This is a genomic window from Nonomuraea insulae (assembly GCF_042656245.1).
The window spans coordinates 14,731-29,906 of sequence record NZ_JBHSPA010000115.1 but is presented as its reverse complement, the minus strand read 5'-3'; the positions used below and the strand labels follow the sequence as shown (position 1 = coordinate 29,906).

The following is a 15,176-nucleotide window of genomic DNA, read 5'->3' as shown; positions in this document are numbered from 1 at the left end:
CGCCGTACGGCGAGGGGTAGAAGCGGTCCTGGGCCGGAGGATTCGTCGTGGCTACTCGGTGCCGTGCGGCTCGCCGCCCTGGCCGGGCGTGCCGATCCGCGGCCAGGCGAGCAGGTGCATCCCGGCGCCCGCCTCGACCGGCGTCACCGCGCCGCCCGCGAGGGGGACGGTGAAGACCCCGCCGGTGTAGAGCGAGAACACGATCTGGTCGCCGGCCAAGGCCAGCCCGTCGATCCCGCTGCCGTCGCCCTCCTTGATGCTCTGGCGAGTTGCTCGCGAACGCGCAGCCGCCAGGCGGCGATGTGCCAGGGCGGTTCGGCGCCTTCCCTCAGAGACCGATGACCGCGGAGGCGGCGTTCCCCGCCACTACGAGCAGGACGGACCAGCCTGTCCCGCCCAAGTACTGTGCCGTCTTCTTGAGCTCGCTCCGCTTCTCCTCGTCCGGTTCCGCTTCCGCGGCGGCTTCGAGACCGGCGACGATCTGCCTGGCCAGCATCTCGGCCGGCCAGGTGCCCACTATCCGGCGAGCCTCACCGGTCGGGCTGTGGATAGCGTCGATCTTCCGCCCTGCCGAATCGGCGCCGGTGACATCGGTGAACTGGAAGAAGGGCGGCCTCTCCCCGGCGAGTGCGGCAAGGGCGCGCTCCACGTCTTCCGGATCCATGCCCAACCGGTCGACGATCTGGTGCGGCTCGATCCGAACGACCCCTTCGTCTGTCATCTGCACAATCGCCTTGAGTACGGGCAGGTCGTGGTCTTTCCAGCTCATGTCGGGTCCTCCGGAAGTCAGTTTTGTCCGTTGTAGTCTCCTCCAGGCCAGGCTCCTGGCGTGGCCCGCACGTGGACGTGTAGCGATACCGAGACGCTTCCCGCGATCACTGGTAGTCCGGCCTGAACCAGCGGGCCTTGTAGATCTTGGCGCCGGGCAGGGTCCTGGACGCGGTGCCGCCGAAGAACTCCACCGTGTCGGTGCACCAGGACGCGCGGCAGCCGCTCTTCGGCCGGGTCCTGAGGATCTGCCCGGTGCCCTGCTGGTCACCGACCGACTTCACCAGCCGCACGTTCACCTTGTCGGCGTTGGCGTACTCGGTGGTGAAGCCGTTCGCAGACTTGACGTACTGGTAGACGGCGTCGTTCGTGGTGACCCACAGCCGGTCCTTGTCGCCGAAGACCGGCGCCATGTCATGACCGCCCTTCTTGCCGGGGAGCGCGACCCGCCGCGTCTCGGTCAGGCTGGGCTGGGCGGGCGTGCCGCCCACCGTGAGGGCCACCAGGTCCTTGTCGCCGAGCGCCCAGAGGAGCTCGTTCGCCGGGTCCCAGAGCACGCCGTGACCGCCGGGCAGCTTGAACTCCGCGTACTTCTTCGAGGTCGAGCTCTGGGAGGCCGTGTAGAGGCGCACCCCAGCTGCCCTTGGTCGCCGCCGCCACGACGTTGCCGTCGGGAAGCAACTCCACGGCGTGCGGCAGGATCCCGTCACCCCCCGTGTCGACGGCCCACAGGCGCTTGCCCGACGGGTACGACGCCGCGCCGATGAACCCTCCGTCGTTCACCGCGAGGACCGACTTACCGCCGCTCTGACGAGGCCCGCCGTAGCGGAGCCTGGCGTCCGCGATCGCCCCCGAGCACAGTGTGCAGTCATCGAGCTCCGCCTCGGGGAACCCGTTCTTCGCCGACGGCTTCCACTTCCACTTCAGCGCCCCGGGCTCCTTGGCCGGATCCCACGAGGTGTGGCGCGAATCCAGCACCACGACCTGGTGCGCCTTCCCATCCCCCGCGACGACCCAGCCGTAGGCCTCCCCGCCGCTCGCGGCCTGCGCCGGGACCGCCGCGCCAAGTGCGGTGACCAGGGCCACGCCCGTCAGCGCGGACGGCCATCTGACGATTCCCATCGAATCTGCGCCTGGCGCCCGGACGAACCGGTCGGGGCCTTCACCCCGGGTTGGTGTCGGCCGTGCTGACGGAGAAGACGACCCGTTCCTCCTCACCCTCGGTGAGTCCCCACAGCTCGCCGGTGGCGTACCACAGCGATACGTCCTCCCCCCGGTCGGCCCAGCTGGTGTGGGCGTTGATCGTCCATGCCGAGGCGGCGCCGGCGACGTCCACCGTGGCGAATCGCCTTCTCGGGTCGGGGCCGGGGTGTGAGCCGGCCGACATGTTGAGGTAGAGGCGGTCGCCGTCGGCCTGGACCCCCTGCACATCGCTGATGGCGTTGGCCGGGTCGGCGGGAACGGTGGACACCCACGCCTGCGCCGGCGTTGTGGCGAGCCGGTAATCACCGTCCGGGGGCGGCTGGAAGCGGTAGCGGACGAGTCTGGTGCCGGCCAGTGAGGCGGAGGAGCCGTCGGAACGTTTGTAGGAGCCCGCGATCAGGGTCGCGCCGCCTGAACTGCGGCGGTCCAGGGAGATGTAGTCGAGGAGGATGGGCGTGACGTAGTGGCGTACCTCGGGGATGACGTAATGGTAGTCACCGCCTCCTCCATCGCGTTTGCGGTAGATCTTCCGGGTGTCGAACACCCGGATCGTGTGTTTGGTGGAGTCGGGGCCCGAGTAGCCGTTCCAGTTGGAGCTGGAGGTCATGAAGAGGTACGGGCCGTACCAGGCCAGCCCGCCACCATGTCCATAGACGCGCCGCAACTTGCCCTGCCCATCCACCCATACCGGCAGCACGTTGCGGTAGCGGCGCTCGTCGAGGTCGACGACCGAGAGGATCACGGAGTTGGTGCGATAGTCGGGTGCCTCCGGGTCGGGTGAGTTGAGCCAGGCCCAGCTGGTGATGAGCGCCCTGTGCTCACTCCCGATCGGGGTGCCGTCGAGCTGGGCCTCACCCGAGGACGCCAGCCCCTGCGGCACCCAGGGAGAATGCGGAATGTCCTGTTTGTCGCCTTGAGCCTTCGCGTCCCAGCAGAACCAGGAGCGAACAGGCAGACGGGGGAGATGCGTCGCCCGCCCGGCACAAGCGGGATCCGCGCTGCCCGGCAACACGATCCGGTCGGTTCCGCTCAGCGCCCCGCCGATGCCCACCTGCTCGAACTCCGCGGAGAGGGGAGCGGTGTACGGGTCGGATCCCGCTTTCAGGGCGAGGCCCGTGAGGCTCAACGGCCGCAGCGGCGCCTCGGCGGGTGCGAGAGCTGTCGCGCCGGCGGGTGACCACGCCGGCACGGTCAAGACCCATGCCGCTCCCATCCGTACGAGCCACTTGCCCCAACGTAAGGCGGAGGACGAGAGCGCCACCTTGCTCTCCCCGGAGATCGACACCATCGCGACATGATGACACGAACGAAGGTGCATTTCCGGAACAGGCGCGAGACGGAGTTGACGAACCTCACACGGGGCGCTTACCGCCCGACTCGCCGTCGGCCAGCACCATGGCCCCCTGCGGAGTGCGGACCACGGTGGCATCCGTCGACGGCGTCGGCACGCCGTCCGCCTGCGCGGGAACGGTGCCCAGCGCCAGCACGGCGACCAGACCGGCGGCCGAGGCGGCGACACGGCGAGTCCAGGTACGGGTCCTCATACGGCTCTCCCAGTCGGTCGATGATCCTGCCCCATCAGCATCGGCGCCGCACGCCCGCTCGTCCACCCCGGAACGGCCGGGTGTCCGCAAGCGGACGCCCGGCGGGAGCACAGAAGCGCCGGTAGCCGGAGGAGATCAAGCATCCATGATCGATTGGTGGCGAGGCTCCCTGCCTCGCAGCGCTGAACAACGCGATCGTGTCTCCGGGCGGTAGACGCGCCCGTCGCGCTGTTCGGCCTGCTCGACGTGCGCGGGCAGGCAGTTCGCCGCCCGGGCGACGGCCGCGGAACGCGACTCGGGAGTCTCCTCCTCCTCGGCGCGTTCCCTGGAGAACAGCCGTACCAGGTCGTGCAGCCGGTAGCGTGCGGCGCCGGCCGTGTCCCGGCCGAGCGGCCGGGCGAGTTGCGCGTCCACCAGGTATTCACACAGCTTCTCCGCGATCGGGAGCGGCGCCTCGGCGAGGGCGGCCACCGTCCGGGGGGTGAACCCGTCGGGCGGATCGAGCAACCCCAGGCGGCGGAAGGCGAGCTTGGCCGCACGCGGCAGATCCCGGTAGCTCCGCGCGAGGCTGCCGCGCACCTCCAGCTCAGCGTGCCGCAGCTCGTCGAGGCGTCCCTGCTCGCTCTCCAGACGGGTCGAGATCCCCGAGACCGTCCAGTCGTTTCTGGACATCAGCTTGGCCGCGGCGATGCGCAACGCCAAAGGCAGCCGGTCACACAGCTCGCCGACCCTGCGGACCGCGCCCCGCTCCCCGGCCGTCCGCTCGGCGCCCACCATCTGGACGAGCAGTTCTTCGGCCTCCTGCGGATCGAGGACGTCCAGGCCGACACACCTGGCGCCGTCCTGGGCGACGAGCCCCCCGAGCGGCGAGCGTGAGGTGACGATGACGCAGCAGGAGGCCGACCCCGCGAGCAGCGGGCGCACCTGCGTGGCCGAGGCCGCGTCGTCCAGCACGATCAGCACGCGCCGGCCTTCGAGCAGGCTGCGGAACAGCGCGGTGCGCTCGTCGAGACCCGCCGGGACCCCCTTCTCCGGCATGCCGAGCGCGCGCAGGAACCTGGCCAGCACGGCTTCGGGGGGCAGCGGCGGCGCGTGCCGGTCATGTCCGCGAAGGTCGGCGAACAGGTGCCCATCGGGGAACCGGTCGGCCACACGATGCGCCCAGGACACCGCCAGCCCGCTCTTCCCGACTCCGGCCATGCCGTACACCACGCAGAGCGGCAGTTCCCGGCCGCCGTCCCGCCGATCGAGCAGCTCGTCGAGCGCGCCGAGCTCCCTGCGCCGGCCCGTGAAGGCCGACACCGCGGGAGGGAGCTGAGCCGGCCGGACCCGTGGGCACGACTCGTCGCCCGGCGCCGTGACGAGCGCTTCGGCGCCGCTCCACCGCACGTCCGGCTCGTCGCGGAGGATCGCCGCATGCATGTCGCGAAGCACCTGGCCCGGCTCCAGCCCCAGCTCCTCGACCAGCACCGAGCGGCCGCGGTCGTAGACCTCCAGAGCCTCGGCCTGGCGTCCCGACCGATGGAGCGCGAGCATGAGCTGCGCGCGGATCCGCTCACGCAACGGATGCTCGGCCACCGACACGCCGAGCACGCCCACCAGCTCACGATGCCTGCCCAGCTCCAGCTCCGCCTCGGCCCAGTCCTCCTGCACGCTCAGCCGCAGCTCCTCCCACCGATCGGCCACCGCACGCAACGGCTGGCTGTCGATCCCCGCCAGCACCTGCCCACGCCACAGCCCGAGCGTCTCGCGCAGCAGCGCGGCCTTCACCGCGAGCGGCGACCGACGCGCCTGTTCAAGGCTCAGCTCCGCCTGGTGAGCGTCGAGATCGACGGTACGTATCCGATAGCCGGACGCCACGGTCTCGATCACGTCGGGATCGCCCCCGGCCGTACGCAGGGCCTTGCGCAGGACGGACACGGCGATCATCACCTGGTTCCGCCCGGAAGCCGGGGGCTCGTCCCCCCATACCTGGTCGATGAGCCGCTCCACGGGCACGATCCGCCCGTCGGCCAGGAGCAGCGCCGCGAGCGTGGCCCGCGCCCGCGGACCGCCCGGGTGCACCGACCGGCCGCCCACGGTGGCGACCAGCGGTCCCAGGATGCCGAACCACACCTCTCGTTTACAGCGGCCAGACGGCGGTGCCGGCGGTCAGGGACGGGGCCTCCTGGTGGAGGAGCTCGACGAACGCGTCCACCTGCTGCGTGGCGAGCCGCCCCGCCTTGCGGTACAGCCGGATCTCCCGCTGCCACAGCGGCCCCGGCAGCGCCCGGGTCACGACATCGTCCCCGAACACCGCCACCTGGGCCGCGAACGCTCCCAAGATCGCCACCCCCAGCCCGGCGGCGACCAGGGCGGAAATGGTGGTGGCCTGGGCGATCACCATGATCTCGGCGGGATCGGCGCCGATGCGGTCGAGCCGGTCGCGGTAGTCGGCCCAGCCGCCGTCGGGATCCCCGGTGACCATGACGGTCTCGTCCGACAGCAGCCCCAGATCGAGCGGCGACGCGGTGGCCAGCGGATGCCGTTTCGGAACCACCAGCACGATCTTCTCGTGGAACAGATGGGCGGAGGGCACGTTGTGGTGCACCTGGGGCACGTCCGAGGTGCGCAGGGCGATGTCCACCTCGCCGTGCACCATGGCCTCCTCCAGCTGCAGCGGATCGCCCTCGCGCAGCACCACCGTCACCCCGGGATGCACCCGCCGGAACTGCTGCATCAACGGTGCCAGCAGCACGGCGCTCAGGCCCGGGTAGCCGCCCACCGTGATCCGCCCCTTGAGCTTGGTACGCAGGGTGCGCACCTCCTCCACCCCCGCCTGGATCTCCGCCAGCGCCGCCCGCGCCTTGGGCAGGAACCTGGCGCCGACGGCCGTCAGCGTGATCTCCCTGTTCGTACGGATGAGCAGCGTCGCGCCGAGTGCCTGCTCCAGCGCGGCGACATGCGCGCTCACCCGGGGCTGCGACCGGCCGAGGGCACGTCCGGCGGCGGTGAAACCGTCGTGATCCACGACGGCCACGAAGGTCGTCAGCCAGCTGAGCTGCAGGTCCAGACGCTCGATCATCCGGAAAACGTATGGTGTTGAGTCGCACTGTGGCAATAGACGAATAGTTGGAGGCCCGCATAGATTCGCCCGCATGACGAGCGAGACTGTCGAATTCGACGCCGGTCGCATGACCACAGGCCAGCGCAGGATCGCGCTGACCGCCATCGGCGGCTACTACGTGGACGGCTACGACCTGCTGGTCCTGTCCGGCGCGCTGCTCGGGATCACGCCGGAGCTGAAGCCGGGGCCGGGCCTGCTGGGGATGGTGGGCGCCTCCGCCTTCGTCGGCATGGCGCTCGGCTCCCTGCTGACCGGCCCGCTGACCGACCGCTTCGGCCGCCGGCCGGTCTTCTTCGCCTCGATGGCCGTCTTCGTGCTGGCCTCGCTGGGCTTCCTGTTCGTCAACGACGTGTGGCAGCTCATCGCGCTGCGGTTCTTCGTCGGCTTCGCGATCGGCGCGGACATGCCGGCCTCGGCCGCCCTGATCGCGGAGTTCATCCCGTCCCGCAGGCGCGGCACGTTCACCGGCCTGGGCGGCGTGGCGTGGATGCTGGGGGCGCTGACCGCCATCGCGGTGACGCTGATCGTCTTCACCGCCTCGGACGTGAGTCACTGGAGATGGGTGCTGGCCACGGGGGCGATCGCGGCGGTGGTGCTGCTGTTCCTGCGCCGCCGCACGCCCGAGTCGCCGTACTGGCTGCGCGCCCACGGCCGGCACGCGGAGGCCGTGGCCGCCTGGCGCTACGCCACCTCCGGCCAGGAGGAGCCGGAGGCCGAACCGGCCACGCCGGCCAGGGGGCAACCGGCTCCGATGCGGCTGCTGTTCCGCAGGCCGCTGGTGATCATGGTGGTCATGCTCTGTGTGTACTGGGGCTGCAACAACCTCTACGGCTCGGCCGTGCTGCTCTACCAGCCGACCCTGATCGGCCGGATCGTCACTCCCAGCACGTTCACCTCGCTGCTGTTCACCGCCGCCACGACGGCGCTGGCCGTGATCCTGGGCCTGGTCGTCTGCCTGTGGGTGATCGAGTCGATAGGCCGCCGCTTCATCGCGATCGCGGGCACGGCGATCGCCGCCGTGTGCACGTTCCTCATCTGGGCGGGGTTCGGCACCCCGTGGCTCGTGCTGGTGGCCTTCGCCGTCACGATCGCGGTGATCAACGGCGGGACCTCGCTGGCCTTCTACTCCTGGGCGCCCGAGCTGTTCCCCGCCTCCGTGCGCGGCCGGGCCGTCGGCATCGTGAACATGGTCGGCAAGACCGGCAGCGTGGTCGGGACGCTGGCGCTGCCGAGCATGTACGAGGCGCTCGGCGCGGTCTCCTTCCTGGTGATCGCGGGGTTGTGCCTGATCAACGTGGTGGTGACCTACAAACTGGCGCCGGAGACGCGCGGCCTGACCCTGCGCCAGCTCGAAGAAAGGATGAACGCATGACGAGCGGACATGTGGGGCGTACCTATGGGGAGTCCACGCCCTGGTGGCCGCAGCCGCCCACCCCGCGCGAGGGCGCGCCGGACGTGATCGTCGTCGTCCTCGACGACGTCGGGTTCGGCAGCCTCGGCTGCTACGGCTCGGAGATCGACACACCGACGATGGACGCGCTCGCGGCCGAAGGGCTGCGCTACACGAACTTCCACGTCACGCCACTGTGCTCGCCCACCCGGGCCTCGCTGCTCACCGGCCGCAACCACCACGCCGTCGGCATGTCCCTGCTGTCGAACGCCGACAGCGGCTTCCCCGGCAAGCGCGGCACCATCACCCACCGCGCCGCCACGATCGCCGAGGTGCTGCGCGACACCGGCTACAACACCTACGCGTTCGGCAAATGGCACGTGGCCCCGATGGACCAGACCAGCGCGATCGGCCCCTACGACCAGTGGCCGCTGGGCCGGGGGTTCGACCGTTACTACGGCTTCCTGGAGGGGATCAGCGACCAGTACTATCCCGAACTGGTCCAGGACAACCACCGGGTGGAGCCGCCGCGGACCCCGGAGGAGGGCTACCACCTCACCGAGGATCTCGTCGACCGGGCCATCGCCTGCGTCTCGGACCACAAGTCGGTCGGGCCGGACAAGCCGTACCTCCTCTACCTCGCCATGGGGGCGGGGCACGCGCCGCATCAGGCGCCGCAGGAGTACCTGCGCCGCTACCGGGGCCGTTATGACGAGGGCTGGGACGTGATCAGGCAGCGCAGGCACGCCCGGCAGATCGAGCTCGGGATCATCCCGCCCGGCACCGCGCTCGCTCCGCGCAACGACGGCGTGCGCCCCTGGGCCGAACTGCCCGAGGAAGAGCGCGCGGTCGCGGCGCGGCTGCAGGAGTCGTTCGCCGCGATGATGGAGCACACCGACACCCACCTCGCCCGGCTCCTGGCCCACCTCGACCGCATCGGCACCCGCGAGAACACCCTCATCGTGCTCATGTCCGACAACGGGGCCAGCCAGGAGGGCGGAGGTCTCGGCAACACCAACTCGATCGCGTACGAGAACGGCGACGAGGTCCCGCACGCCGACAACCACGCCCGCCTTGACGAGATCGGCGGCCCTCGCTGCCACGGCAACTACCCCTGGGGCTGGGCGCAGGCGGGCAACACCCCGCTCAAGCGGTACAAGCAGAACACGCACGCGGGCGGCGTCCGGGCTCCCCTCGTCGTCTCCTGGCCGGGACACGTGCCCGCGGGGGAGGTGCGGGAGCAGTTCCACCACGTCATCGACGTGACGCCGACGATCCTGGACGCCGTCGGGGCGCGGATGCCCGAGACGTACCGCGGGGTGGCGCAACTGCCCGTGCACGGCACGTCCATGAGCTACACCTTCGCGGACGCGGCGGCGCCCACCCGCCGCCCCACCCAGTACTTCGAGATGTACGGGCACCGCGCGATCTGGCACGAGGGCTGGAAGGCCGTGGCCTACCACGAGCGCGGCACCTCCTACGACGACGACCGGTGGGAGCTGTACCACCTGGACGAGGACTTCTCCGAGTGCCACGACCTGGCCGCCGAGCGTCCCGGCGTGCTGCACGAACTGATCGGCCGCTGGTGGTCCGAGGCCGAGCGGTACGACGTCTTCCCGCTGGACGACCGCAACTTCGCCGAGCGCGCCGCGATGTACCACAGCGCGGCCTCGCCCAGGCGGCGGCGGAGCTTCACCCTTTACCCGGAGATGAGCCGCATCCCGGGAGGCGTCAGCCCGCTGATCTACGACCGGTCCTACCGCATCGACGCGGAGGTACGGCTGCGCGCGGGCGACGAGGGCGTGCTGATCTCGCAGGGCGACGTGAACGGCGGCCACGTGCTCTACGTCGCGGGCGATCGGCCGCACTACGAATACAACCACCAGGGCACCAGGTATCGGTTGCACGGTCACAGCCTGCTTCCCGAGGGCGAGCACGTCCTGTCGGTCGTCTTCACGCGGACGGGATCCTGCCAGGGTGTGGCCGTGCTGGAGGTGGACGGCCGTCCGGCGAGCAGGAAGGAGCCGATCACCACCGCGAAGTATCTGATCGGCTGGCAGGGGATGGTGCTCGGCCGCGACGCGCTGTCACCGGTGAGCTGGGACTATCCGCACGGGTTCCCCTTCACGGGGACGATCGAACGGGTGCGCGTCGAGCTGGACACCACCCCTGACACCGTCCACGAGATCTTCGACTGAAAGCGAGGATTTACCGCTCGGCGGCTTGCGGTAGATCCACTGCCTGGCATCACAATGACGCATGTCTGACTTCACGCCGCTGATGCCCGGTGACCCTGAGGAGTTGGGTGGCCTGGAGCTTCTCGGCAGGTTAGGGCAAGGGGGACAGGGCGTTGTCTACCTCGCCAGAACCCCCATGGACGTGCGCGTGGCCGTCAAATGGCTGTACCCGTCCGGCGATGAGGAGAACCTCGAGCGCTTCCTCCAGGAGGCGGAGGTCGCCAGGCGGGTGGCGGCGTTCTGCACCGCGGCCGTGCTCAGCACGGGCGTCGAACGGGGCCGGCCGTTCATCGTCAGCGAGTACGTCGAGGGCCGCTCGCTGGATCAGGTCGTCAGGCAGGACGGCCCGCTCTCGGGCGGGGACCTGGAACGGCTGGCCATCGGCACCGCCACCGCGCTCGCCGCGATCCACGAGGCCGACGTGGTGCACCGGGACTTCAAGCCCGGCAACATCATCATGGGCTCCAGCGGCCCGCGCGTGATCGATTTCGGGATCGCACGCACGCTCGGCCCGGACACCATGACCAGTAGCACGCAGATCGGGACGCCCGCGTACATGTCTCCCGAGCAGGTCATGGGCCGCGGCCTGGGATCCGCGGCCGACATGTTCTCCTGGGCCGGCACCATGGTCTTCGCGTCCTGCGGCCGAGCGCCGTTCGGCACCGACGGGACGCACGCCGTGATGCACCGGCTGCTCAGGTCCCGTCCCGATCTGGGCCTGCTCGACGGACGGCTGGGCGACCTGGTGCGCCAGTGCCTGACCAAGGAAGCGGCGAGCCGGCCGACGGCCATGGACGTGATCACGCACCTGCTGCGCAATCCGGAGCCGGGCGCCGACCCGCTCGCGGAGGGAACCAGACAGGCCGCTCCTGACGATGCGCCGCAGTCCGGCCCCGTCAGGCGGTCGCGCAGACCGGGCCTCGTCGCCGCCGCCGCGCTGATCGCCGTGGCCGTCGCGGTGGCCGTCGTGGTGGCCGGGACAGCCGTGCCCGGCCTGCTGCGGCCGCCCACGCCGCCGCCGGCCGCCGTCACATCGGCGGCCGCGCCGTCGCGGGAGGCGACCCCCGCCCCGCCGGTGAAGACCACGCTGCCCGGCGGGGCGATCACGCTCTACGAGCGCCCGTCCGACCCGATCACGCTGACGGCGTACGAGGTCTACAACGACAAGCTTGAGGAGGACGTCGACTATGCCCGGCAGTCGTTGCGGGGCACGTTCGACCGGTATCCGGACAACCTGGAGTCGTTGGTCTCGCCCAACGGCCGCTATCTCGCGAGCCGGTCGGACGACTACACCTCCGACGGTCACGACTCGATCCTCATCACCGACCGGCAGACCGGCTCCAGCTTCCGGGTGAAGACCGTACGCAAACCGCTGGACACCGGCCTGCGCGCCTGGTCGAAGGAGAGCTCGAAGATCCTCCTCAACCTCAACAGGAAAGCCGACGACAAACAGGGCAAGGACGTCTGGACCACCAGGGGCTTCGCCATCGTCGACGTGGCCCGGAGCAAGGTGGATGTGGTCGAGGTGGCCGACGACGCGATCCGCGACAGCGACTTCGGCTGGGACGGCGACGAAGAAGGCGTGGTCGTCGTCTACGGAAAGAACGAGGGGCTGCGCTTCTTCGACGCCTCCGGCCGGCACACGCGAGACGTGCCGGGTGTCGGGCCGCCGGCGTCCGGCACCCTCGACATCTTCTCGCCCTCGGGCACGACGTTCGTGACCGACTGCCCGGGCGGCGACGACGGCGATCACTGCGTCTGGGACGCGGGCACCGGCGACCAGGTGCGCAGGTTCTCCTCCGACTGCGACAAGGTGCTCGGCTGGTACGACGAGTCGCATCTGTACTGCTGGGAGTACGACAACGGCGCCGAGGACGAGGTTCGCGTCGTGGCGTTCGACGGCAAACTGACGTACAGGCTGCTGGAGTCCGCGGACGACCTGGGGCTCTCCCCCTACTTCACGCTCACCCCCGCCAACTCTTGAACCCCGCCGCCCCCGCCGCGAAGCCGGCGGCAGGGGCGGGAGCGATGGCCGTCCGGCGTCAGGTCATCGGCCGCTGGAGGCTCCGCGGTAGTGCAGGTCCTGCACGTACGGCGTGGCGGTGATCGTGTACGGCGAGGTCACCTTCGCCACCGTGGCGGAGCTCCTGGTCACCGTGGCCGAGGCGGTGCCGGCCTTGAGCGGGACCGTCTTGGCCGACACCCCGGCGGGCGCGTCATAGGTCTGGGTCGTGCCGCCGACCGTGACGGACACCTTGCCCGCCGCGGTGAGCATGCTGAGCACCTCGACCGTGTCGCGGGCCGCCGTGCTGCCACTGCGTAGCTTCATGAGCTTGGTCTGCGCGTACGACGGTTCGGCCGCGGCCGGCTGGACGCGGTGGGTGAGGTACGCCGTGTCGTTGGTGATCTTCGGGCAGCCGAGCTTGTAGCAGGTCAGGTAATAGGCGTTGATGTCCAGATAGGTCCAGCCGGCGTTCCTGGAGGGGGCGAACTGGGTGTTCTCGGAGTAGTCGTTCCAGGTGGTGAGCTGGACCCAGTCGGCCTTGCCGTCGATCGCGCCCTTCCAGGTGGCCCGCAGGTTCTCGGTGTTGCCGGCCTCGTCGAAGACGCCCTGGTTGGGACGCTCGTCCTGGATCGACACCGGCTGCATCCAGATCTTGTCCAGGCCGTGCGCACGGTCGATGTTCGTGGTCAGGGCGGAGTTGGCCGCCGGGTTGCGGCCGCCCCAGTTCGAGAAGCCGTAGCTGATCGAGGCGAACGCGTCGCGGTACTTGTTGAAGTCCAGGAAGCAGGGCACCAGGGCGACCTTGATGCCGTGCTGCGTCTCCATGGTCTTCATCCAGTCCGACCACCAGGCCGCCGTCCGTCCTTCCGCCTTGAAGGGCGCCACGACCAGACGGTTGTCGGCGAGCCGGTAGACCGACTTCGAGGCGGCGAGCTTGGCGATGGACGTGGCGAGGGTGGCGCTGTCGACCGAGGCCAGCCCGTTCGTGTCCGGCATGAGCACGATCTTGAAGGCGGGGTCGACGGCCTCGGCCGCCTTGATCAGGTTCTGCACCCGCGTCCAGTGCGCGCTGGTGACCGAGAGGATGTCGACGGTGAAACCGTCCAGCCCCGCGGCGATGGCCTGCTTCACCTCGGTCTTGAGGTCCGCCAGCGCGTAGTCGCCGCTGATCGGGTCACGTCCGAGCGGCCGGTCGCGCAGCAGCCCGCCGTACGCGGCGTGCTTGCCGCTCTCGCCCTCCGGCTTGAGGTAGTTCCTGGCGTAGTAGTCGTTCGCCGGCGCCTGGTTGTCCAGCGAGACCGGGTACGGCGTGAAGTAGTGCGCGAACACCTTCTTGCCCGAGGCCCGCAGCGCCGCCGTGCCCGGCAGGGTGAAGGGCAGCGGACCGGCGGTCTGCTCGCTCCCTTCGGTGTAGGTGACCGTGAGCTTGGGCCCGCGGTTGCCGGTCTCCCGTGAGGACATCAGGACGGTGGTGGTGGCCTCCGTCCCCGTCAGGGCTAACGCGTAGGTGCCGTCGCCCTGAATGGCTGACGACACGTCCAGCTTGGCCGTGGCGCCCGCGGTGAAGCCGGTGTGCGAGTCCACGACCGAGGCGCCCACCGTCGGCCGGGTGTTCCATGTGGTGGCGGCCTCGGTCCAGGAGCCCGTCACCGGGTGGACGGAGACGGTGGTGTCGGTGGTCCTGGCCGACACCACGTCAAGCGTGACCTTGACGTCCTCGGCGTTCTCCGGGATGCCGGTGACCTTGAACCGGGTCAGCGCGATGCGCTGCCCCGCGGTGGCGCTGCCGCAGCTGTCGCCGCACACGCTCATCCACGTCGCGGTGGCGAAGCTCTTGGCGGGCTCGGCCTGACTGATGAACACGTCCTCCGCGGCGGCGAAGGTCACGCTGACAGGCGCGACGGCAGACGCCTGCGCGGGGGCGACGGCGGCCGTCCCCAGCGTGGCGAAGGCCGCCACCGCGCCCAGCAGGGTCCGATATCGGTTGATCATGGATCTCCCTCTACTTCTTGGTACGGCTTCGACCAGCCGATACCGTCTTGCACTCGCGGAAGCGGAGCATGATCAAGCATTCCACTCGGCCTATGGACGAAGCGCGCGAATGGAACAAATCGGAAGGGGTCGAAGCCGCGCCTCAATCCCGGATGCTCAGGCGGGCGAGAAGCGGGCGGCCAAGCCGTCGAGGACACACTGGAGCCCGGTGCCGAACTCGTCGTCGCGGGTGGCGCTCACGTCCTGGTTTCGCCGGGCGGCGTACAGCTTCCGCAGCCGCGGGTAGTCCTGCACGGCCTGTTCGGCGGCCGGCCACAGGCTCTCCGCCCATTCCTGCTCGCTGCGGCCACTGCGGGCGAGCCTGGTCAGCCACGCGGCCTCACTGGTCGACACCCCGATGACGTACGCCACGACCGTGTTCAGGGCCCGATCGGCCGCTTCCAGGGTGAAGCCCCCCTGCTCGAACAGGGCGAGGATGGCCTCGTTCTGCCGCATCACGTTCGGCCCCAGATAGGCCACGCCGGCCTCGCCCTGCACGGAGGCGATCCAGGGGTGGCGCAGGAGCGCGGCGCGCAGGCTGTGGGCGCAGCGGGTGACGGCCCCGCGCCAGCCCGCCGGATCATCGGCGGCCGGCACCTCGACCTCGCCGTAGACCTCGTCGACGACCAGCTCGATCAGTTCGTCCTTGTTGGCCACGTGCGTGTACATCGAGGTGGCTCCGGCGTTCAGGCGGGTGCCGAGCTTGCGCATGCTCAGGGCGTCGATGCCCTCGGCGTCCAGCAGTTCGAGCGCCGCGGACACGATCTGCTCCCGGCTCAGCGGCTGCTGCTCGCGCCGGGACCGCCGCGGTCGGGCCCACACCGACGGGTACGGCTGCTGGTCGGCCGGCATGCGCTCTCCTTCACGACGATCTGGTCCGAACAGTGTACGG

The 15,176-nt window shown here is 70.2% G+C and carries 12 protein-coding genes; 3 read left to right on the top strand and 9 right to left on the bottom strand.

Annotated features, from left to right (window positions below):
* Positions 1-51: 51 nt before the first annotated feature.
* The 7 genes from ACFPZ3_RS63560 to ACFPZ3_RS63530 all read right to left on the bottom strand — a co-directional run bounded on the left by ACFPZ3_RS63560 (position 52) and on the right by ACFPZ3_RS63530 (position 6,579).
* Positions 52-219 carry a hypothetical protein gene (locus tag ACFPZ3_RS63560; protein ID WP_379524108.1) on the bottom strand — a complete coding sequence of 56 codons (168 nt, stop codon included), beginning with the start codon at positions 217-219 and terminating at the stop codon, positions 52-54.
* A 109-nt stretch (positions 220-328) separates the two neighbouring features.
* On the bottom strand, positions 329-769 hold the full coding sequence (locus ACFPZ3_RS63555; protein ID WP_379524107.1) for a hypothetical protein: 441 nt from the start codon (positions 767-769) through the stop codon (positions 329-331).
* A gap of 106 nt (positions 770-875) precedes the next feature.
* Positions 876-1,400: a DUF6528 family protein gene (locus ACFPZ3_RS63550; RefSeq protein ID WP_379524106.1), complete on the bottom strand. Its 525-nt coding sequence runs from the start codon at positions 1,398-1,400 to the stop codon at positions 876-878.
* Between the two features lie 530 nt (positions 1,401-1,930).
* A complete protein-coding gene (locus ACFPZ3_RS63545) occupies positions 1,931-3,259 on the bottom strand; it encodes a hypothetical protein (RefSeq protein ID WP_379524105.1) in 1,329 nt (442 codons plus the stop codon).
* A gap of 64 nt (positions 3,260-3,323) precedes the next feature.
* A complete protein-coding gene (locus tag ACFPZ3_RS63540; protein ID WP_379524104.1) occupies positions 3,324-3,515 on the bottom strand; it encodes a hypothetical protein in 192 nt (63 codons plus the stop codon).
* 135 nt (positions 3,516-3,650) lie between these two features.
* Positions 3,651-5,630 (bottom strand): AfsR/SARP family transcriptional regulator, encoded by a 1,980-nt coding sequence (locus ACFPZ3_RS63535; RefSeq protein ID WP_379524103.1) that lies wholly within the window; start codon positions 5,628-5,630, stop codon positions 3,651-3,653.
* A 7-nt stretch (positions 5,631-5,637) separates the two neighbouring features.
* Entirely contained in the window at positions 5,638-6,579 is a 942-nt protein-coding gene (locus tag ACFPZ3_RS63530; protein ID WP_379524102.1) for a LysR family transcriptional regulator, read from the bottom strand.
* 73 nt (positions 6,580-6,652) lie between these two features.
* Here ACFPZ3_RS63530 and ACFPZ3_RS63525 point away from each other — a divergent pair, with 73 nt between their 5' ends.
* The 3 genes from ACFPZ3_RS63525 to ACFPZ3_RS63515 all read left to right on the top strand — a co-directional run bounded on the left by ACFPZ3_RS63525 (position 6,653) and on the right by ACFPZ3_RS63515 (position 12,232).
* Positions 6,653-7,993 (top strand): MFS transporter, encoded by a 1,341-nt coding sequence (locus ACFPZ3_RS63525; RefSeq protein WP_379524101.1) that lies wholly within the window; start codon positions 6,653-6,655, stop codon positions 7,991-7,993.
* On the top strand, positions 7,990-10,209 hold the full coding sequence (locus ACFPZ3_RS63520) for an arylsulfatase (RefSeq protein ID WP_379524100.1): 2,220 nt from the start codon (positions 7,990-7,992) through the stop codon (positions 10,207-10,209). Before ACFPZ3_RS63525 ends, ACFPZ3_RS63520 begins: the two co-directional genes overlap by 4 nt.
* Positions 10,210-10,270: 61 nt before the next feature.
* Positions 10,271-12,232, top strand: a complete 1,962-nt coding sequence (locus ACFPZ3_RS63515; RefSeq protein WP_379524099.1) for a protein kinase domain-containing protein — start codon at positions 10,271-10,273, stop codon at positions 12,230-12,232.
* A 63-nt stretch (positions 12,233-12,295) separates the two neighbouring features.
* Here ACFPZ3_RS63515 and ACFPZ3_RS63510 read toward each other — a convergent pair whose 3' ends face one another.
* Both ACFPZ3_RS63510 and ACFPZ3_RS63505 read right to left on the bottom strand, forming a co-directional pair.
* Positions 12,296-14,245: a glycoside hydrolase family 71 protein gene (locus tag ACFPZ3_RS63510; protein ID WP_379524098.1), complete on the bottom strand. Its 1,950-nt coding sequence runs from the start codon at positions 14,243-14,245 to the stop codon at positions 12,296-12,298.
* Positions 14,246-14,401: 156 nt separating this feature from the next.
* Positions 14,402-15,136 carry a TetR/AcrR family transcriptional regulator gene (locus ACFPZ3_RS63505; protein ID WP_379524097.1) on the bottom strand — a complete coding sequence of 245 codons (735 nt, stop codon included), beginning with the start codon at positions 15,134-15,136 and terminating at the stop codon, positions 14,402-14,404.
* Positions 15,137-15,176 lie beyond the last annotated feature (40 nt).